The organism is Mycobacterium sp., from assembly GCF_035274705.1.
In the GTDB taxonomy this organism is placed as follows: Bacteria; Actinomycetota; Actinomycetes; order Mycobacteriales; family Mycobacteriaceae; genus Mycobacterium.
In genome coordinates this window covers 81,665-99,621 of record NZ_DATENY010000015.1, presented here as the reverse complement: position 1 = coordinate 99,621, position 17,957 = coordinate 81,665, and the positions used below count along the sequence as shown (strand labels likewise).

The 17,957-nt window shown below is 65.4% G+C and carries 20 protein-coding genes, 2 tRNA genes and 1 pseudogene; 13 read left to right on the top strand and 10 right to left on the bottom strand.

Translation table 11 applies throughout. The features are described 5' to 3' along the window. Window positions 1–12 precede the first annotated feature (12 nt). Window positions 13–417, bottom strand: coding sequence for a globin (locus VJV41_RS03700; RefSeq protein WP_325331200.1), 405 nt, complete (start codon window positions 415–417; stop codon window positions 13–15). A gap of 130 nt (window positions 418–547) precedes the next feature. Between VJV41_RS03700 and VJV41_RS03695 the strand changes: the two genes are divergently transcribed. From VJV41_RS03695 to VJV41_RS03685, 3 genes are read left to right on the top strand one after another with little or no spacing between them, the layout of a single operon-like run. After that, window positions 548–1,204 (top strand): HNH endonuclease, encoded by a 657-nt coding sequence (locus tag VJV41_RS03695; protein WP_325331198.1) that lies wholly within the window; start codon window positions 548–550, stop codon window positions 1,202–1,204. 26 nt (window positions 1,205–1,230) lie between these two features. Beyond that, window positions 1,231–1,476, top strand: coding sequence for a hypothetical protein (locus VJV41_RS03690; protein WP_325331196.1), 246 nt, complete (start codon window positions 1,231–1,233; stop codon window positions 1,474–1,476). Continuing rightward, window positions 1,463–1,930, top strand: coding sequence for a DUF5130 domain-containing protein (locus tag VJV41_RS03685; RefSeq protein ID WP_325331194.1), 468 nt, complete (start codon window positions 1,463–1,465; stop codon window positions 1,928–1,930). The genes VJV41_RS03690 and VJV41_RS03685 overlap by 14 nt, the downstream gene beginning before the upstream one ends. 45 nt (window positions 1,931–1,975) lie before the next feature. Here VJV41_RS03685 and VJV41_RS03680 read toward each other — a convergent pair whose 3' ends face one another. The 3 genes from VJV41_RS03680 to VJV41_RS03670 form a co-directional block, all read right to left on the bottom strand. Continuing rightward, window positions 1,976–2,317, bottom strand: a complete 342-nt coding sequence (locus VJV41_RS03680) for an HNH endonuclease signature motif containing protein (protein ID WP_325331192.1) — start codon at window positions 2,315–2,317, stop codon at window positions 1,976–1,978. Between the two features lie 82 nt (window positions 2,318–2,399). Continuing rightward, window positions 2,400–4,997, bottom strand: coding sequence for an aminopeptidase N (pepN, locus tag VJV41_RS03675; protein WP_325331190.1), 2,598 nt, complete (start codon window positions 4,995–4,997; stop codon window positions 2,400–2,402). A 42-nt stretch (window positions 4,998–5,039) separates the two neighbouring features. After that, window positions 5,040–5,363 carry a DUF732 domain-containing protein gene (locus VJV41_RS03670; RefSeq protein WP_325331188.1) on the bottom strand — a complete coding sequence of 108 codons (324 nt, stop codon included), beginning with the start codon at window positions 5,361–5,363 and terminating at the stop codon, window positions 5,040–5,042. Window positions 5,364–5,577: 214 nt separating this feature from the next. Here VJV41_RS03670 and VJV41_RS03665 point away from each other — a divergent pair, with 214 nt between their 5' ends. The 4 genes from VJV41_RS03665 (at window position 5,578) to VJV41_RS03650 (ending at window position 9,234) form a co-directional block, all read left to right on the top strand. Beyond that, window positions 5,578–6,198: a DsbA family protein gene (locus VJV41_RS03665; RefSeq protein WP_325331186.1), complete on the top strand. Its 621-nt coding sequence runs from the start codon at window positions 5,578–5,580 to the stop codon at window positions 6,196–6,198. Between the two features lie 202 nt (window positions 6,199–6,400). Continuing rightward, the gene (locus VJV41_RS03660; RefSeq protein ID WP_414684871.1) at window positions 6,401–7,801 is read left to right on the top strand and encodes a purine-cytosine permease family protein; all 1,401 of its coding nucleotides are present in this window, start codon (window positions 6,401–6,403) and stop codon (window positions 7,799–7,801) included. A gap of 3 nt (window positions 7,802–7,804) precedes the next feature. After that, on the top strand, window positions 7,805–8,245 hold the full coding sequence (locus VJV41_RS03655; protein ID WP_325331182.1) for a nucleoside deaminase: 441 nt from the start codon (window positions 7,805–7,807) through the stop codon (window positions 8,243–8,245). Between the two features lie 35 nt (window positions 8,246–8,280). Further along, window positions 8,281–9,234: an isopenicillin N synthase family dioxygenase gene (locus VJV41_RS03650; RefSeq protein ID WP_325331180.1), complete on the top strand. Its 954-nt coding sequence runs from the start codon at window positions 8,281–8,283 to the stop codon at window positions 9,232–9,234. Here the strand turns inward: VJV41_RS03650 and VJV41_RS03645 are convergent. Then, complete coding sequence (locus VJV41_RS03645; RefSeq protein WP_325331178.1) at window positions 9,221–9,532, bottom strand: lipocalin-like domain-containing protein; 312 nt, start codon at window positions 9,530–9,532, stop codon at window positions 9,221–9,223. The two genes, VJV41_RS03650 and VJV41_RS03645, sit on opposite strands and share 14 nt — an antisense overlap. Window positions 9,533–9,619: 87 nt before the next feature. Between VJV41_RS03645 and VJV41_RS03640 the strand changes: the two genes are divergently transcribed. Together VJV41_RS03640 and VJV41_RS03635 are read left to right on the top strand one after the other, a co-directional pair. Beyond that, on the top strand, window positions 9,620–10,099 hold the full coding sequence (locus VJV41_RS03640) for a ribose-5-phosphate isomerase (protein ID WP_325331176.1): 480 nt from the start codon (window positions 9,620–9,622) through the stop codon (window positions 10,097–10,099). A gap of 2 nt (window positions 10,100–10,101) precedes the next feature. After that, window positions 10,102–10,896 carry an Fpg/Nei family DNA glycosylase gene (locus VJV41_RS03635; protein ID WP_325331174.1) on the top strand — a complete coding sequence of 265 codons (795 nt, stop codon included), beginning with the start codon at window positions 10,102–10,104 and terminating at the stop codon, window positions 10,894–10,896. A gap of 3 nt (window positions 10,897–10,899) precedes the next feature. Here the strand turns inward: VJV41_RS03635 and VJV41_RS03630 are convergent, their stop codons facing one another. The 4 genes from VJV41_RS03630 to VJV41_RS03615 form a co-directional block, all read right to left on the bottom strand. Then, a complete protein-coding gene (locus VJV41_RS03630; protein ID WP_325331172.1) occupies window positions 10,900–11,178 on the bottom strand; it encodes a DUF1330 domain-containing protein in 279 nt (92 codons plus the stop codon). Continuing rightward, the gene (locus VJV41_RS03625) at window positions 11,117–11,944 is read right to left on the bottom strand and encodes a DUF1542 domain-containing protein (protein ID WP_325331170.1); all 828 of its coding nucleotides are present in this window, start codon (window positions 11,942–11,944) and stop codon (window positions 11,117–11,119) included. The genes VJV41_RS03630 and VJV41_RS03625 overlap by 62 nt, the downstream gene beginning before the upstream one ends. A 45-nt stretch (window positions 11,945–11,989) precedes the next feature. Then, window positions 11,990–13,159 carry a serine hydrolase domain-containing protein gene (locus tag VJV41_RS03620; RefSeq protein WP_414684874.1) on the bottom strand — a complete coding sequence of 390 codons (1,170 nt, stop codon included), beginning with the start codon at window positions 13,157–13,159 and terminating at the stop codon, window positions 11,990–11,992. Between the two features lie 76 nt (window positions 13,160–13,235). Further along, complete coding sequence (locus tag VJV41_RS03615) at window positions 13,236–14,870, bottom strand: hypothetical protein (RefSeq protein ID WP_325331166.1); 1,635 nt, start codon at window positions 14,868–14,870, stop codon at window positions 13,236–13,238. Window positions 14,871–15,023: 153 nt separating this feature from the next. On the opposite strand from VJV41_RS03615, the gene VJV41_RS03610 reads away from it, so the two are divergent. Together VJV41_RS03610 and VJV41_RS03605 are read left to right on the top strand one after the other, a co-directional pair. Further along, window positions 15,024–15,860 (top strand): glycoside hydrolase family 16 protein, encoded by an 837-nt coding sequence (locus tag VJV41_RS03610; RefSeq protein ID WP_325331164.1) that lies wholly within the window; start codon window positions 15,024–15,026, stop codon window positions 15,858–15,860. Further along, window positions 15,842–16,171 carry a hypothetical protein gene (locus tag VJV41_RS03605; RefSeq protein WP_325331162.1) on the top strand — a complete coding sequence of 110 codons (330 nt, stop codon included), beginning with the start codon at window positions 15,842–15,844 and terminating at the stop codon, window positions 16,169–16,171. Before VJV41_RS03610 ends, VJV41_RS03605 begins: the two co-directional genes overlap by 19 nt. Window positions 16,172–16,188: 17 nt before the next feature. Here the strand turns inward: VJV41_RS03605 and VJV41_RS03600 are convergent. Next, window positions 16,189–16,262: transfer RNA gene (locus VJV41_RS03600), tRNA-Gly, on the bottom strand. Window positions 16,263–16,389: 127 nt separating this feature from the next. Between VJV41_RS03600 and VJV41_RS03595 the strand changes: the two genes are divergently transcribed. Both VJV41_RS03595 and tig read left to right on the top strand, forming a co-directional pair. Further along, window positions 16,390–16,463: transfer RNA gene (locus tag VJV41_RS03595), tRNA-Pro, on the top strand. A gap of 40 nt (window positions 16,464–16,503) precedes the next feature. Further along, a pseudogene (gene tig / locus VJV41_RS03590) lies at window positions 16,504–17,929 on the top strand (trigger factor). The last annotated feature ends 28 nt before the right edge of the window (window positions 17,930–17,957 follow it).

The window sequence follows — 17,957 nt, the reverse complement described above, 5'->3', positions numbered from 1 at the left end:
CGGGCCAGCCGCTCAGAACGGTGAATTCACCATTGAATGGGCGGCCATTTCCAGATAGGCGAGGAGCTCCTTGCGGTGCTCGTCATCGAGGGTGTCCGAGTCGATCTCCGCGACGGCCGTGTGCATGCACCGCAGCCACGCGTCGCGCTCGATGTAGCCGATCTTGAATGGTGCGTGCCGCATCCGCAGGCGGGGATGACCACGTCGGTCGGAATAGGTGCGCGGACCGCCCCAGTACTGCTCGAGGAACATCCGCAACCGCTCCTCGGCGTCATCGAGCTCGTCTGGCGGGTAGAGCGGAAGCAGGATCTCGTCCTCACGGACCAGCTGATAGAACCGCGACACAATGGTCTGGAAGGTGTCGTGGCCACCGACTTCGTCGTAGAACGAGCGCTGCGGAACGGTCACGCGCTCCATTCTCCCTGTAGCTGGTTACGGGCGCTCGACCGGTGATGTCACGCGCTGTTCACTGGACTGACCAGCGAACACGGGCAGAATTGTCGTGCGTTCGATCCCAATCCATGGTGGACTGTCGGTCGGAGGACGTATGGCGCAGCGCAAGAAGAGTCGCGGCCACCGGCACCACGGAGCCGCGGCGGGCTTATCCGGGCCCGCGATACCGCATGCGCAGTCGCGCGTCCTGCACAGCGTCGAAACCCATCCACCCAGTACCAACGACGGCTCCATCTGGGGCCGTCGGCGCGTGCTGCTGCTGAACTCCACCTACGAACCGTTGACCGCTCTGCCCATGCGGCGGGCGGTCATCATGCTGATGTGCGGCAAAGCGACCGTCGTGCACGACGACCCGAACGGCCCGATCATCCACTCCGCGACCCGGTCGATCGCGGTCCCGTCGGTAATCCGGCTGCATTCCTACGTGCGAGTGCCGTACCGGGCCCGCATTCCGATGACCAGGGCGGCGCTGATGCACCGCGATCGGTTCCGGTGCGCGTACTGCGGGGGCAAGGCCGACACCGTCGACCACGTGGTGCCGCGCAGTCGCGGCGGCGACCATTCGTGGGAGAACTGCGTCGCGGCCTGCTCGACCTGCAATCACCGCAAGGCCGACCGGCTGCTAGCCGAGTTGGGCTGGACGCTGCACGCAATGCCGGTACCGCCCAAGGGTCAGCACTGGCGGTTGCTGTCGTCGGTGAAGGAACTCGATCCGGCGTGGGTGCGATACCTGGGTGAGGGCGCGGCCTAGTTGGGTCGTGGGTTACGGTTTGCGTCGTGAGCATCGCACTTACTCATTCCCTCCTCGGAGGCGTTCCGCTGGCCATAACGCTGGTGTTGATCGCACTGGTCTGGGGCATCGGCAAGAACCGCAAGGGCCCGCACCCGGCGACCTACAACCTCACCGAGACCTGGACGCACGAACCGATTCTGTGGGCGTCCGACGAACCCGCCGACCACGGTCACGGCGGCCATGGCTCGCATACGGTGACGATTGGAGGCGGCGCCAGTGGCAAGTGGTGAAGTCGCGACTATCGAACGGACCGATCTCCCAGTCGGTTTCGTCGTAACGTCCAGCGGACGGGTCTCGGGCGTCACGCAGCCCGGCGATGTGTCGGTGACCTACCCGTTCCCGGTCAAGGATCTGGTGGTCCTAGACGATGCGCTGAAGTACGGCTCGCGGGCGGCGAAGGCCCGGTTCGCGGTTTACCTCGGCGAGCTCGGTGAGGACACCGCGGCCACAGCCCGCGACATCTTGGCCAAGGTGCCGACTCCCGACAACGCGGTGCTGCTCGCAGTTTCGCCGAATCAGCGCGCGATCGAGGTGGTGTACGGCTCGGAGGTCAAGGGCCGCGGCATCGAAGAGGCCGCACCTTTGGGCGTCTCGGCCGCCGCCGCGTCGTTCAAGGAAGGCAACCTGATGGACGGCCTGATCAGCGCCGTCCGTGTGCTCAGCGCCGGCGTCTCCGCACCCTGAATTCTGCGATTTATGGAGCGCCGATGCGACTCCCCGAATCGCAACCTACTGAGCAAGCGCCGCGCGGACCTCTATGAAGCGCATCAGGAACCTGCGCTCGTCGAGTCGCTTCCGGCGCAGCCAGCCGGTGACCTCGTCGTTGCACTTGCTCGTATTGCAGGAAGCGCAGGCGGGCACCACGTTATCCAGGGTGTATCGCCCGCCTCGGGAGATGGCCAGTACGCAGTCGCGCTGCATGGTTCCCTCGGTCGAGCCGCAGTAGGCGCAACCGTTCCAGGCCTCTTTTAGGGCCGCCCATTGTTCGGCAGTGAGGTCGTTGTCGGCGAGATCCATACGGCGCTTGCGCTTGCGGGCAGCCCGTGCCCTGCGACTCCGACTGACCGCCACCTCGCAAGGGTATGCGCGCGACCGTGCGCAAAATGCCCGCCAATGACGGCGTGTCGCGGAGCAGACACGCACGCTCGCGGCACTAGGTGACGTCGAACGCGCGGGCCCGCAACGCCCGCTCGACGCCGGCGCGGCCCTCGATCACCAGCCGGCGCAGCGACGGCGGTACATCGGGGTCGGCGAGGAACTGATCCGCGGCGTCCAGACCGGCCTGGCTGACGTCCCACGACGGGTACAGCCCGATGACGACTGTCTGCGCGACCTCGCTCGAACGCCGCTCCCACACACCGGAAATCACACCAAAGTACTTGGGCGTGAACGGCTTCAGGAGTTCGGACTGGCCGGGCTGCACGAAGCCGCCGATGACCGACCGCGCAGTGATGTTCGCCAGCGTGTCATCCTCGATCACCTGCGCCCACGCCGCCGCCTTTACTGAGGGCTGCGGCCGCGCCGCCGACGCTTGCGCGGCATGCCGCTTACCTGCGGCGGTTGGGTCACGCTCGGCCTCGGCGTCGATGAACGGCGTGTCTGGCCCGTCGGCGTCGACATCACCCGAGGCGGCCAGCGCGGTGACGATCCGCCAGCGCAGATCGGTGTCGATCACCAGACCGGGCATGTTCACCGCTGCGGGCTCGTTGTCCAGCAGCGTCGACAGCACCGCGACGTGGTTCGGTGAAAGTACCGATGCACACAGCGCATTCACAAACGCCAGCTGATGATCCGAGCCCGGCGCCGACTCGCGCGCCAGATCCAGCAGTGCATCTGCGAACGCCGGCCAACCGTTTTCGGTCGCCCAGGCGGGATCGGCGTAGGCGCTCAGTGCCGTCTGAGCCTGCAGCAGAAGGCGTTGGGCCACGCCCACCTCGGATTCGGCATGCACACCACTGATGACCAGTGCCACGAAATCGCGGGCCTTCAGCTCCGCCTCGCGCGTCATCTCCCATGCCGCCGACCACGCCAGTGTGCGTGGCAACGGCTCGGCGATGTCGGCGATACGGGTCAGCGCCGTCCGCAGCGACTCCGGGTCAAGGCGCAGCGAGCAGTACGTCAGGTCGTCGTCGTTGACCAGGATTAGCTTGCCCCGCGAAACACCTTGCAAGGCAGGAACATCGGTCAGGGCACCCTCGACGTCGAGCTCTTCGCGGTGGGTGCGCACCAGCTTGCCGCTGTCGTCGTCGTCGTAGATCCCGACGGCCAGGCGGTGCACTCGTGTTTCGCCCGCGCCAGGCGCTGCCCCGCTCTGCTCGATCGCGAACCGGGTGAACCGCCCGTCGGCATCCAGGTCGAACGAGGGCCGCAGCGTGTTGAGTCCCGTCGTCTTGAGCCACTGCTGACCCCATCCCGACAGGTCGCGGCCGGACGCCTTCTCCAGCGCGCCGAGCAGGTCACCGAACGTGGCGTTGCCAAAAGCATGGTCGCGGAAGTAATCCCGCAGACCCGACAGGAACTCCTCGAGCCCGACGTAGGCGACGAGCTGCTTGAGCACGCTGGCGCCCTTGGCGTAGGTGATGCCATCGAAGTTCACTTCGACGGCCGCCAGGTCCGGGATGTCGGCGGCCACCGGATGTGTCGACGGCAGCTGGTCCTGCCGATACGCCCACGACTTCTCCACGTTCGCGAACGTCGTCCACGCCTCGGTGAACTCGGTGGCCTCGGCCTGACACAGCACCGACGCGAATGTCGCGAACGACTCGTTGAGCCACAGGTCGTCCCACCACTGCATCGTGACCAGATCGCCGAACCACATGTGCGCCATCTCATGCAGCACCGTCTCCGCGCGTCGCTCATACGACGCGCGGGTGACCTTGCTGCGAAAGACATAGTCCTCCAGGAAGGTCACCGCGCCGGCGTTCTCCATCGCGCCGGCGTTGAACTCCGGCACGAACAGCTGGTCGTACTTGCCGAACGCGTACGGGACGCCAAAGTTGTTGTGGTAGAAGCTGAATCCCTGCTTAGTCTGCGTGAACAGCCGCTCGGCGTCCATGAACTCGCCCAGCGACGTGCGGCAGAACAAGCCCAGCGGAATGTCGCCGTGCTCATCGGTGTATGTGTCGTCCCATCGCGCATACGGTCCGGCGATCAGCGCCACCAAATACGTGCTCATCCGTGGCGTCGGCGTGAATGTGTGCCGCTTGGCTTTTCCACTTTGGCTGCCGTCGTCCTCGACTCTGAGGGTGGCGCCGTTGGACACCACCTCCCAATGGGCCGGCGCGGTGACGGTGACGTCGAACGCGGCCTTCAGGTCGGGCTGGTCGAAGCAGGCGAACATCCGCTTCGCGTCCGCGGTTTCGAACTGCGAGTACAGGTAGACCTCGCCGTCAACGGGGTCGACGAACCGGTGCAGTCCCTCGCCGGTGTTGGAGTAGCAGCAGTCCGCCTCGACGACGAGGACGTTACGGTCGGCCAGGCCGGACAGCGGGATGCCAGTTGACTCGTCATAGCCGGACACGTCGATGTCGCGGCCGTTCAACGTCGCGCTGTTGACCGTGTCGGCGGCGAGGTCGATGTACGTGTCGGCGCCGGCCAGCGCGTCGAACTCGATGGTGGTCACCGAGCGGAAGGTGCGCTCGCTCGGCTTACCGGCCCCATCGGTGAGATCGAGGACGATGCGGTAGTTGGCGACGGTGACGAGGGCAGCGCGTTCGAGGGCCTGCTCGCGAGTGAGATTGGGAAGAACCACGCGTCCAACCTATCGGCTGGCGCGCAAAGCGGCCTCGCGGTGCTACTGACCGAGCGGCCGCAGGAAGTTCAGGAACGTGCCGTTGCCCAGCGAGGTCATCATCGACGGGCAGTACATCGAGATCGCGATGCCGGTGAAAAAGGCCGCCATGTCGGGATTGATGCCGTTGTTGGAGACGGTGGAGTAGACCGACGCGAGGGACTTGCCCGGCTCAACCAGCATGGGGCAGATCGACTGTCCGAGTTGCTCCGTGCTGGCCGGATCGTTGTAGCCGATGCCGGCATTGGTCAGTGTGTTGAGGAATGAGTTATCGGTGGTGGGGTCTGCGGATGCCGGCGCCGCCACGGCGACGGCCGCCGTGACCATTAGGACAGCGATCGTCGTGGAGCGTTGCGCACTATATCACCCGGGTAACATTGGTTTACAGCGGTCACATCGATAACACGGTTGCATAACGGTTCCGCACTTATGCGTGTCCTGTGTCCCGGCTATGCGAAAGGCGTGGCAGCGGGAACAGCATCTTGGAGAGCATGGTTGTGCTGAACGGAGTTCTGTCGTTCGACCTCGAGAGGATGCGTCAATGCCCGAGAAGTCCGTAGCCGATTTCTGGTTCGACCCGCTGTGCCCGTGGTGCTGGATCACGTCGCGGTGGATCCTCGAGGTCGAGAAGGTCCGCGATATCGAGGTGACCTTCCACGTGATGAGCCTCGCGGTGCTCAACGAGAACAAGGACGTGCCCGAGGAGTACCGCGAAGGCCTCAAGCAAGCGTGGAAGCCGGTGCGGGTGGCGATCGCCGCCGAGCAGGCCAAGGGGCAGGAGATCCTCGCGCCGCTGTACACCGCGATGGGCACGCGGATCCACAACAAGAGCTATCGAGACGTCGACCCCGATTTCACAACTGTGATCCGCGAGTCGCTCGAGGAGGTCGGGCTGCCCGCCGAACTGGCCGAGGCTGCCGACACCGACAAGTACGACGAGGCGCTACGCAAGAGCCACCACGAGGGCATGGACGCGGTAGGCGACGACGTCGGCACCCCGACCATTCACGTCAACGGGGTCGCGTTCTTCGGTCCGGTGTTGTCGAAGATCCCGCGCGGCGAGGAAGCCGGCAAGCTGTGGGACGCCTCGGTGACGTTCGCGTCCTACCCGCACTTCTGGGAGCTGAAGCGCAGTCGCACCGAGCCGCCGACGTTCGACTGATTCCCGCCGAACGTCAGGCCCGAGATCCTGTGCGCAGGACAGCGGATCGCTTGGACCGCGCGTGATCTAGTTGCCGTCTTCGCGCGGGCTCGCGCTCACCACCAGTGTCTTCACGTCCGTGTCCAACTGGTCCGGTGGCCGGATTGTTTCCGCAAGGTTCACTCCGGTTGCGACCTGAGGCTGCGGATACGACGGTATGACCATGACAGTCGCCGAACCGCCCGTGCAGACCGACGGCACCTACCGCGACCACATCGTCGCTGTGGAACCGGGCGGGAATGAGTTCATCGCCGATGCCGACCGCCACGGCAAGCCCAGCCAGCTGTTCTGGACGTGGACCTCGCCCAATCTGGAGTTCGCGACGATCTTCGTCGGCGTGCTGGCCGTCGCCGTCTTCGGCATGTCTTTCTGGCAGGCGGTCCTCGGCATCGTGATCGGCACTGCCCTTGGCGCCATTCCGCACTATTTCCTGTCGGCCCGCGGACCGCTGCACGGTGTGCCGCAAATGGTGTTGGGCCGACTGCCGTTCGGCTTCAAGGGAAATGCGGTGCCCGCGGTGTTGATGTCGGTGACCGCGGGCGTCGGCTGGTTCGCCACCAACAGCGTCAGCGGCGCTTACGCGCTGGCCACGTTGTTCGGCATCGGGCCGCTGCTCGGTCTGGTCATCATCGTGCTGCTGCAAACCGCCCTGGCGTTCTTCGGCCCCAACCTCGTGCAGGCCTTCGAGCGGTGGACATTCCCGGTGCTCGCGGTGATCTTCGCGATCACGTCGATCGTGATCCTCTCGAAGGCACACGTCGGTGCTCCCGCTGTGGCGGGCGGCGTCGGAGGCATGGGCGGGTTCCTTCTCACCGTCGGCACGGCGTTCGGATACGCCGCCGGCTGGACGCCGTACGCTGCGGACTACACCCGCTACCTGCCCGCGACGGCGTCCACGGCCCGCACCGGCTTCTTCGCGGCCGCCGGGCTGTTCCTGTCGTGTGTGGTCCTCGAAGTCGTCGGCGCCGCATCGGTCACCATCGGTGGTGACGCGCTGGGCAATCCGACCGAGGCATTCACCAGCCAGCTCGCCTCGCCGCTGGCGAAGGCGACGCTGCTGGCAATCGCGATCGGCGCGATCGCGGCCAATTCGCTCAATGTCTATTCCGGCGCAATGGCTTTCGTGACGCTCGGTATAAAGCTGCCTCACCACATCGCGCGCGCCCTGGCTACCGTGTTCTTCGGAATCGCGGGGTTTCTGGTCGCATGGTGGGCCCTGCCCGACGCCGCGCAAAGCTACGAGGCGTTCCTGCTGATCATCGCGTACTGGATCGGGCCCTGGCTCGGCGTGATGTTCGCCGACCAGTACCTGCGTCGTGGCCAAAGCGTCGCCGGCTTCCTCTACGACCGCTCTTACACGAACTGGAATGGCGTGCTGGCCTTTGTCATCGGGCTGGTGGTGTCGGTTGCGCTGTTCTCGAACCAGGAGAAGTACGTCGGCTTGGTGGCCAAGGCGTACCCGCAACTGGGCGACGTCACTTTCTTCGTCGGATTCCTGCTGTCCGGCGCGGCGTACCTGGTGCTGTGCCGGTCCAAGATCATCGCGGAACGAGTAGCCGTCTAGCCGATGGACGCCGCCGCGATGCTCGAGGTCGCCTACCAAGAGGCCCGAAAAGGCTTGGCAGAGGGAGGCATTCCGATCGGGGCCGCGCTGTTCTCGGTCGACGGTGTGCTGCTCGGCAGCGGCCACAACCGACGCGTCCAGGACAACGACCCGTCGGTGCACGCCGAGACCGACGCGTTCCGAGCGGCCGGCCGCCAACGCGATTACCGCAAGACGGTGATGGTGACCACGCTCTCGCCCTGCTGGTACTGCAGCGGGCTGGTGCGCCAGTTCAACATCGGCGCCATAGTGATCGGGGAGAGCCGCACCTTCACCGGCGGCCACGAATGGCTGGCCGAACACGGAGTGTTGGTCACGCTCCTGGACGACGAGCGATGCGTCACAATGATGGCCGAGTTCATCGTCGCCAACCCGGAACTGTGGAACGAAGATATCGGGCGATGAGCACTTGTGCGAAGAGCAATGGGAGTGTGAGTTAAGTGATTGCCACCGTTGACATCTCGCATTGGCATGAGGGCGGTGCGACGGCCGACCGGGTGGCTGCTGCCGTCGATGAGGGTTTGCAGCGCGCCGGGTTCATTCTTGTTACCGGGCATGGCGTCGATCCGGCGTTGGCCCGCAATGTGCGGGCGGCCGCGCGGCAGTTCTTCAGCCTGCCCGTTGACGTCAAACAGCGGTACTCGGTCCCGGTGGCCGGACATGGCTGGCTGGCGCCAGGGGTTGAGGCCAATGCCTACGCCGAAGGGACCGAGACGCCGCCGGACCTCAAGGAGAGCTACAGCCTCGGCGCCGAAACGGCCACGGGCGACCCGGATGTGGACCGGATCTGGTTCGCGCCCAATGTGTGGCCGGCCGAGGTGTCGTCATTGGAGCCGCTGGTCAACGAGTACACAACCGCGATGCGCAAGCTGGCCGACGATCTCCTGGCGTTGTTCGCTTACGCGCTGCGGTTGCCAGAGAATCTGTGGGCGTCGCTGGCGAACCGGCCGACCTGGACGATGAACATCAACCACTACCCACCGGTGAGTGTGGTCGGTGAACCCGAGCCAGGCCAGTTCCGCATCGGCCCGCACACCGATTTCGGCACGGTGACGATCCTCGACCGCGAGCCCGGTGCGGGCGGCCTGCAGGTGTATTCGGACGCCGACGGTTGGAGCGACGCGCCGTACGACCCGGACGCGCTGACGGTCAACATCGGTGATCTGCTCGAGTACTGGAGCGGGCGGCGGTGGCCGTCGGGTCGCCATCGGGTGCTGCCACCGCAACCGCATGCACCGGAGGAGGACCTGGTCTCGCTGATCTACTTCTACGAGGCCAACCACGATGCCGTCGTCACCCCGCTGGCGCCGCCGATCGGCCGGGTGGCAGGCCTGGAGCCGGTCACGTCTTCGGCGTTCATCAAGGAGCGGCTCGACGCCATCACCATTGGCTGACCGCATTCCGCCGCCAGACGATGCGGACTCTGTCCCACGCCGTATCGGCGTCGAGCACTAACCGCTCGCCGTCGAACCGGTGGTACCGCACCTGCTGTGTCCCCACGAGGTTCGGAAACCAGCCGGACTCGATGTGGTGGGTCACCGCCGCTTTGTCGGCGTCGTACATGAGCTGACCCAACGCGTCCGCACCGAGCGGATACGACGCGGACCCGTCGTCGGAATACGACTCCCAACTCACCAGGGACCACGACCCGATCAACTTCTCGAGAACCGAATCAGGATCTGCGTTCTTCATACCGAAGACCTTCCGTTTGATTACGTCCTCACTTGGTAGACGCCAGCCGGAGCGGAAACGTTAGACCGGTCTGCCACAATGACCGCCATGCGCGTCTATCTGGGCTCTGACCACGCGGGCTTCGAACTCAAGCAGGCCATCATCGAGCATCTTCACAAGACCGGCCACGAGCCGATCGACTGCGGTGCCTACGTCTATGACGCCGAGGACGACTACCCGGCGTTCTGCATCGCTGCCGCGGAGAAAACCGTCTCAGACCCGGACAGCCTCGGCATCGTGATCGGTGGTTCGGGCAACGGTGAGCAGATCGCCGCGAACAAGGTTCCCGGTGTGCGCTGTGCACTGGCCTGGAGTGTTGAGACCGCAACTCTGGCGCGCGAACACAACAATGCCCAAGTGATGGGCATCGGCGGCCGCATGCATACCGTCGAGCAAGCCTTGGAGATCGTCGACGCCTTCCTGAGCGCTCAATGGTCGAAAGCCGAACGGCACCAACGTCGCATCGACATCCTGGCCGAATACGAAAAGACCCACGTCGCGCCGCCCGTGCCCGGCGCACCTGCGTAGGAATGCCCGAAGGCCATACGCTGCACCGGCTGGCCCGGCTGCATCAGCGCCGGTTCGGCCGTTCCCCTGTGATGGTGTCCAGCCCGCAGGGCAGGTTCGTCGAGGGCGCCGCGGCCGTCAACGGACGCGTGTTGAAGAAGGCCAGCGCCTGGGGCAAGCACCTGTTCCACCACTACGACGGTGGCCGGGTGGTGCACGTGCACCTGGGCCTTTACGGCACGTTCACCGAAGTGCCGATCCCGATGCCGCTGCCCGTCGGTCAGGTCCGGATGCGGATGATTGGAACGGAATTCGGCACCGACTTGCGCGGTCCGACGGTGTGCGAAGTGATCGATGAGCCCGACATCGCCGATGTCGTGGCCAGGCTCGGACCCGATCCGTTGCGCCGCGACGCCGACGGGGCATTGGCCTGGGCGCGAATTCGCAAGTCCCGCAGGACGATTGGCGCATTGCTGATGGATCAGACGGTGATCGCGGGCGTTGGCAACGTGTACCGCAACGAGCTGCTGTACCGCCACCGCATCGATCCCTACCGTCCCGGCACCCACATCGCGGAGTCCGAATTCGACGCGATGTGGACCGATCTCGTCGAATTGATGAAGATCGGTTTCCGTCGCGGCAAGATCATCGTCGTCCGGCCCGAGCACGACCACGGTCTCCCGTCGTATGCACCAGGACGGCCGCGCACGTACGTGTATCGCAGGGCAGGCGAACCATGCCGGGTCTGCGGCACCACGATCCGCACCGCGGAGATGGAGGGACGCAACGTGTTCTGGTGCCCAACCTGCCAGCAGTAAGGGTCAAACTCCGTCGGCGAAAAGCAGACGCCGGTTCAGTGCACGGTCCCGATAGGCAAGTGCCTCAGCGTATTCGTCGGACGAGTACCACCGCTGCAGCGTGTCCCTGTCGGAAAATTCAACGATCACAAGCCGTCGCTGATGTGGCCAATCTCCTTCAGCCGCTTCGGGAAGCGTCGCCCGCCTCGACTTCGGAGATGACGTATGCGGCCATCGACGCTTAGAAGTCGCCGCCGCCGAAGTCGCCGCCCCCGAAGTCTCCGCCGCCCCAGCCGCCGCCATCCCAGCCGCCGCCATCGCCGCTGTAACCGTCGAAGCCGCTCGCGTCGGCACCACCGCCGCCGTCACCCCAACCGCCGGAGTCCTGCGCGGCCTCGAACCCGTCGGAGTATCCGTCACCGTATCCGCTCTCGAAACCCTGTGCGCCGTAGTCGACTCCGTGCATGCCGGAGAACATCGCGTCGAACAACAGCACCGAGCCCAGGCCCCACGCGCCTGCCACAAGTGCCGGCTTCCACCACGGCTCCGAATACCAGCCCGCGGGCACAGGACGGCCCGCGACGCGTCCGCCGGGGTAGTAGTTCGGCGTGCGCGGCGACGGCGCCGGCGATGCCTCGATCTCGCGACCCTCGAAGTTGATTCGCCGGTCCTCGGTCACGGCGCCCGCCGTCCGCTGTCCGGCGAGTGTCTCCAGTTCAGGTCCGGGATCGATGCCCATCGCCAGCCGCGCCGCACGCACGTAATACAGGCCCTCAACCGCACTTTCCTTGGCGAGAGCAGCCTGGCGCGCCGTGGTGGCCTGCTCGATCTGTGACGAGGCGGCGGTGTACCGCTCGGACGCGTCTGCCATCGCCTGCTTGGAGGCGTCGTCGGTGCCGGTCAGGTTCAGTACCTGGCCACCGAGTCGCTCGATGACGCGACGCGCGTCGGCCTTGGCATCGGCCAGGGAGGCGGCGTTGCGCTTGCCCGAGACTCGCGAGGAGCTGTAGATGGCCAACCCGATAGCAGCGATGACCAGGATGACAAGGACGAGCAAGGCGCCGTTCATGGCGTCCAGCCTACCTACAGGAAACCACCGAATCGGATCCGCGAATCAGTGCGGAGTTACGCCCAGAGCGGAGTAGACCTCGTCGGACAGCACCACACTGCGCGGATCGGCGTTGCACTTGGTCGCGTCGAAGTAATTCATCACGTACGCGTAGCCGATTCGGTGCTCGAGGTCGACGAACGCGAACGACCCGCCGGATCCGCCGTGGCCGAACGTGCGCAGGTTCGGCCCGGCGACGCCGCGCTGGTTCAGCATGTAGCCGAGGCCCCAGCCGTGATCGGCGACCCGCGGCCCGAGCACGACGTCGGTGTCGAAACCGCCTTGTGAGACGCGAACCAACTCCATGTGATCGCGCGACAGCAGCTTCTCCTGCGCGAGCGCGTTGTAGAACGTCGCCATACCCAGAGCGGTCACATGAGCGTTGGTGGACGGGAATTCGTTCTCCCGCCACACCTCCAGCGCATTGGAGCCGAGTTCGTCATCGGGCACGAAGCCCATCGCCACCGACAATCCGGCCAACGGGTGCTCGGCGAGTGAATCCGGGTGGCCGGGAGCCTCGCCGGCGGCCAGCACGTCGCGGATGTGGGGCTTGTTCACCATCTCGGCACAGCGGTGATGCTCGCAGCGCGGCAGTCCGATGTGCACGTCGATCCCGAGTGGCTCAGCGATCTCGGTCCGCAGATACTGCCCGATGGTGCGGCCAGTGACGCGGCGGACGACCTCGCCGAGGATGAAGCCGAACGTCACCATGTGATAGCCCTGCGCAGTGCCGGGCTCCCACCACGGCTCAGCCGCCGCGATGTGCCGGCATACGCCATCCCAGTCGGTGGCGTCGGCCCAGTGCAGACGGGTGCGCGGCCCGATCACCCCCGAGCGATGCGCCATCACCATCGCGACGGTGATGTCTTGTTTGCCGGCCTGTCCGAACTCGGGCCAGTATCTGGCCACCGGTGCGTGCAGGTCGAGCTCGCCGCGGTCGGCGAGCAGATGTACGCAGGTGCTCGTCAGCCCTTTAGAGCCGGAGAAGATGCTGGCCAGCGTGTCTTCACGCCAGGGTCGGCGCCCGCCGGCGTCGGCGCACCCGCCCCACAGGTTGACGACGAGGTCGCCTTCGACCCAGACCGCCACAGCGGCCCCGATCTCGTCGCGGTCGGTGAAGTTGGAGGCGAACGCGTCGCGCACCTTGTCGAACCCGTCCGCGCACAACCCGTGGATCGTGACGTCCGGGTGGTGCCTCAACCGATACTCCTGTCGACCGCTTAACGGGTTTGCAGGCCAACAGTATGGTCAGTCAGCCTCGGAGGCGACTGCGGGACGGACTCGGTACGGCTGCGGTTCGGTCGCGTTTGCTGCCTGGCGGGGCCTCGGAAAGCGGACTACTCCATGTCTGCGACGTTGTCTGCGACGTTGGCGCTTGGAGCGGCTGGACAGGCGCGGCATGGTCCGGAGGTGGTGCGTCCAACAGACGCTCGAGGACAGCGTGGGTCTGCAGGGCCAGCGTCGTGCGAATGTGCCATGCCGCGTCGCCCTCGTCGCCCCTGTCGGGGTGCGCAAAGTACTCGGTGTGGGCCGAACCGCGTTTGAACCGTTCGGGCACATTGCCAAGTACCTCGATGTCGCGGATGCCCGGACCGAACAGCGGGCGCAGTGCACCGCCGAACCAGTCGCCGCGCAGCTCGCCGCGGGTCACGGGAAACCACAGGTTCGTCCAGCGCGTCACGGCGAATGGGGACTGGGAACCGAGCACTTCGCGGGGTCCACTCCTGTTCCAGCGGTAGCTCACCGGATGGTGCTCGTTGCTCTCGACGGGCAGCGTTTCGCTTCGCGGCGGGCAGCGGACCAGTGCGCCGCGACGAACCAGACTGTCGAAGAGCTCGGTTCGGTATGTGCAGTCAGCCTTCGTGAATCCGCTGAACAGCGAGGGCCGGGTAACCAATAGATCCGCGAGGGCCATCGGCGTACCCGCGGTGACGAAATCGGTTATGCGCCAAGGATTCCCTTGACGGCGAAGGTCTTGCCAGAGTGCGAACTGCAGGTCCTGGAAGTCGTCCAGTGCTCCAGGGGCGTCGGTATCGGCGATGAGCCGGTCGGCTGCCCCCTCAAGCGTGTCCAAGGACTCGAGCGGAATCGGGTCGTCAATCGGCCCGGCGTGCAGCTCGTGCGTCTGCGCCCACAGGGCGGTCAGCGCGTCGTAGGCGATGTAGGCACCGAGGCTGTGGGCCACCACGACAACGCGGGAGTACCGGCCGTCGTGCAGCGCATGCAACAGGTCGACCAAGCCGCCGCGAATGGCTCGACGTGCCGCGTAGGAGTGCGGCGACGTATCCAGGTAGCGGACGACGTCGACAAAGGACTTCGTCACCTTGTTCACTAGTGCTCGCGCCACGAGGCGAAACAAGCCGAACCAGAAGATCAGAATGACTGCGCTGACGATCACCCCGATGATCCAGGCCGGGACGTCGGTATTGAGCAGGTACCCCGCCACGAACAGTGCAGGGATGGCCAGCAGGATCGCCAGCAGCACGATCCACACCACCCGCCAAATCCCGAACAACGCGTCGGGCACATTACTGGCCCGCCGCAGGAGCAGCCGCAGAGTCTTTGGCATCACGTCGGCGAATCGGTTGCCGGTCATCAGGTACGACCAGTGATATTCGTAGATTTCGGTCTGGCCCTGGATGGGTTCGGTCGGCGCACCGTCCGGGCCCATGAAGCTGCCCAGCTGCCGTGAGATGTAGCGGCGAGCTTCGTAGGAGCCGGTGACCTCGGCGGGACGGGAGTAGTAGTAATCCCACTTCGGCTCGCCATTGACGTCTCGCGGTCGCAGCGCCATCTTCACGAACCCGTCGAGGGTGTCCATGGGGCGTTGCTCGCCCATGCCGTGGACGATCACCACCGCGGTGCGAATCGTTTCATCGGCTGCCATGTCCTCAGAGTCTGAGGCACAGACGCGCCAGATCCGAGAGCTCTTCAGCGATTGACGCCTACGTTTGCCCGGATTGTCAGATGCGTCATACGGGCATTCACCGCGTGTCTACCGGTTCGGCACAGTGGCCGGCCGCATGGTTGTATCCGAAGGGTGACTGAATTGAATCGTCGCGATCTGATGTTGATGACGGGCGTTGGTGCGCTGGCGGCCGCAGTCGGAGTCCCGACGGCCCAGGCTTCGGGGTCGCCGGCGCCGGCCGCGCCGCCGCCCGGTGGCGCACCGGTGAACTACCTGTTCCAGGACGATTTCACTGGCCCGGCGGGCTCGGCTCCTGATCCGTCGAAGTGGCTGGTGGCGCGGGCCCGCGAGTCGATGCAGGACCCGACGTTCTGGGAGCTACCGGACAACGTCGGGCAGTACCGCGACGATCGCCGCAACGTGTACCTCGACGGAAATTCGAACCTCGTTTTCCACGCCGCGAAGGACGGCAACACCTATTACAGCGGCAAGGTCTTCAGCAAGTGGTGGGGCGGCATCGGCCACACCTGGGAAGCCCGGATAAAGCTGAACTGTCTCACTCCCGGCTGTTGGCCCGCCTGGTATCTGTCCAACGACAACCCGACCAACGGCGGCGAAGTCGACATCATGGAGTGGTACGGCAACGGCAGCTGGGCTCCGGGAACCGCCGTCCACGCGAATCTGAATGGCGGAGAACACTCGAGCCAAACAATCTCCGTCGACAGCGGATGGCATACCTGGCGGTGCCAATGGGATGACGCGGGTATGCGCTTCTGGAAGGACTACGTCGACGGCGCCCAGCCGTACTTCAGCGTTGCGGCGCACTCACTTCCGAGTTGGCAGTTCAATGAGCCGGGCTTTCAGCTGTCCCCGGTCTTGGATCTCGCGGTCGCGGGTTCCGGTGGCGGCGACCCCCGCGGGGGAACCTATCCGGCGGACATGCTCATCGATTGGGTGCGCGTCTGGTAAGCCGCCCGGCGAGGGGGACGGAGCAGAGCGCCCGCGACGCGCTGGCCCTCACCCCCGAAGCGGCGTATCCGATGCGGATCTACGCGGTGATCGTCTTGGTGCGCAGTATGCCGCGCAACCTCTGGGCACCGCTTCTGCGGCAACGCGAATCTCGGTGGCTGACGATCGAGCTCGGGCTGGGCGTCGTGGTGATGGTCGTGATGGGCCCGACCGCGCTGGGAGCTCCGGTCAACTTTTGGGTCCTGCTGGGCGCCCTTGGCGTCACGGTCATCGTTTCCTGGGTCGCACCGCGGTTCGACAAGAATTCATGAGCGCAGACGCACCCTTTTGGAGCGGGCGACGGGAATCGAACCCGCGTAGCTAGTTTGGAAGACTAGGGCTCTACCATTGAGCTACGCCCGCGTGTACAGCACAGGAGACTGTACCGGCGCCCCCCGAAGCAAATCCAATTTAAAGCATTGTGTGATCAGGCCGTAGTATCGCCGGTGGTCAAGTGCGGCGATGAGCGCGTGCGCGAAGAGCGGCAGACCGGGGTGTAGCGCAGCTTGGTAGCGCATCCGCTTTGGGAGCGGAAGGCCGCAGGTTCAAATCCTGTCACCCCGACTCAGTACGCATCCCTACGACACACACAAGGAGCACGAGCGTGAAGAGCACCGTCGAGAAGTTGAGCCCGACCCGGGTTCGCATCAACGTGGAGGTGCCCTTCACCGAGCTGCAACCCGACATCGATACGGCCTTCAAGCAGATGGCCAAGCAGATCCGCATGCCCGGCTTCCGGCCCGGCAAGGTGCCTGTGAAGCTTCTCGAGGCCCGCATCGACAAGCAGGCGATGTTCGACCAGGTCATTGGCGATGCGGTGCCCGGCCGCTACAGCGAGGCGGTCACGACGTCCGAGGTGCAACCGCTCGGACAGCCCGAGATCGAGATCACCAAGAAGGAGTACGGCGAGGACCTGGTCTTCACCGCGGAGGTCGACATCCGGCCCGAGATCGAGCTGCCCGACCTAGAGGGTTTGAAGATCACCGTCGACCCCATCGAGGTCACCGACGAGGAGGTCGACACCGAGCTTCAAAATCTGCGTGCCCGGTTCGGCACCCTGACCGGCGTCGAGCGCGCCGCCGAGAACGGCGACTTCGTGTCGATCGACCTGTCGGCCACCGTCGACGGCAAAGACGTGTCGGAAGCCAACACCGAGGGCCTCTCGCACGAGGTCGGCTCCGGCCAGCTGATCGAGGGTCTCGACGACGCGATCGTCGGGCTCAAAGAGGGGGAGAGTCGCGTCTTCACCACCACGCTGGCCGCCGGTGATCTCGCCGGCCAGGAGGCGCAGGTGACCGTCACCGTCAAGTCGGTGAAGGAACGTGAGCTGCCCGAGGCTGACGACGAGTTCGCCCAACTGGCAAGCGAATTCGACACGATCGACGAACTGAAGACCAACCTCACTGAGCAGGTGCAGCGAGTCAAGCGCGTCCAGCAGGCCGAGCAGATCCGCGACAAGGCGCTGGAGGTTTTGCTCGAGCAGGTCGAGGTGCCGATTCCGGAGAAGATCGTGCAGGCCCAAGTCGACGACACCCTGCACAATGCGATCCACAGCCTCGACCACGACGAAAAGCGGTTCGAGGAAGCCCTTGCCGAGCAGGGCAGCAGCCGCGAGGAGTTCGACGCCGACAACCGCACCAACGCGGAAAAGGCCGTCAAGACGCAGCTACTGATGGACGCCGTCGCCGACAAGCTCGACATCCAGGTCGGCCAGGACGACTTGACCGAGCGGCTCGTCCTGATGTCCCGGCAATACGGAATGGAACCCCAGCAGCTGCTGCAGTTCCTGCAGCAGAACAACCAGCTGCCGGCGATGTTCGCCGACGTGCGGCGGGGCCTGACGGTCGCGGCGGTCGTGCACGGCGCCACGGTCACCGATACCGAAGGCGACGTGATCGACACCACGGAGTTCTTCGGCCCCTCAGATGAGCAGGCCGCTGATGCGTCTGACGAGGCGTCCGACGACACCGAGTGACGCTGATAGCGAACGGACGCAGTCTAGGGAGTGCGTGCCGCCGCAGGTTGGTTAGTGTCATTTGAAGACGGACACTGCGTCCC

What these genes read in the sequence shown, in the direction of transcription:
- VJV41_RS03700 (WP_325331200.1), bottom strand. Translation starts at nt 417, where the DNA reads ATGGAGCGCGTGACCGTTCCGCAGCGCTCGTTCTACGACGAAGTCGGT.
- VJV41_RS03695 (WP_325331198.1), top strand. Translation starts at nt 548, where the DNA reads ATGGCGCAGCGCAAGAAGAGTCGCGGCCACCGGCACCACGGAGCCGCG.
- VJV41_RS03670 (WP_325331188.1), bottom strand. Translation starts at nt 5,363, where the DNA reads ATGGTCACGGCGGCCGTCGCCGTGGCGGCGCCGGCATCCGCAGACCCC.
- VJV41_RS03665 (WP_325331186.1), top strand. Translation starts at nt 5,578, where the DNA reads ATGCCCGAGAAGTCCGTAGCCGATTTCTGGTTCGACCCGCTGTGCCCG.
- VJV41_RS03660 (WP_414684871.1), top strand. Translation starts at nt 6,401, where the DNA reads ATGACAGTCGCCGAACCGCCCGTGCAGACCGACGGCACCTACCGCGAC.
- VJV41_RS03655 (WP_325331182.1), top strand. Translation starts at nt 7,805, where the DNA reads ATGGACGCCGCCGCGATGCTCGAGGTCGCCTACCAAGAGGCCCGAAAA.
- VJV41_RS03645 (WP_325331178.1), bottom strand. Translation starts at nt 9,532, where the DNA reads ATGAAGAACGCAGATCCTGATTCGGTTCTCGAGAAGTTGATCGGGTCG.
- VJV41_RS03640 (WP_325331176.1), top strand. Translation starts at nt 9,620, where the DNA reads ATGCGCGTCTATCTGGGCTCTGACCACGCGGGCTTCGAACTCAAGCAG.
- VJV41_RS03635 (WP_325331174.1), top strand. Translation starts at nt 10,102, where the DNA reads ATGCCCGAAGGCCATACGCTGCACCGGCTGGCCCGGCTGCATCAGCGC.
- VJV41_RS03630 (WP_325331172.1), bottom strand. Translation starts at nt 11,178, where the DNA reads ATGGCGGCGGCTGGGGCGGCGGAGACTTCGGGGGCGGCGACTTCGGCG.
- VJV41_RS03625 (WP_325331170.1), bottom strand. Translation starts at nt 11,944, where the DNA reads ATGAACGGCGCCTTGCTCGTCCTTGTCATCCTGGTCATCGCTGCTATC.
- VJV41_RS03615 (WP_325331166.1), bottom strand. Translation starts at nt 14,870, where the DNA reads ATGGCAGCCGATGAAACGATTCGCACCGCGGTGGTGATCGTCCACGGC.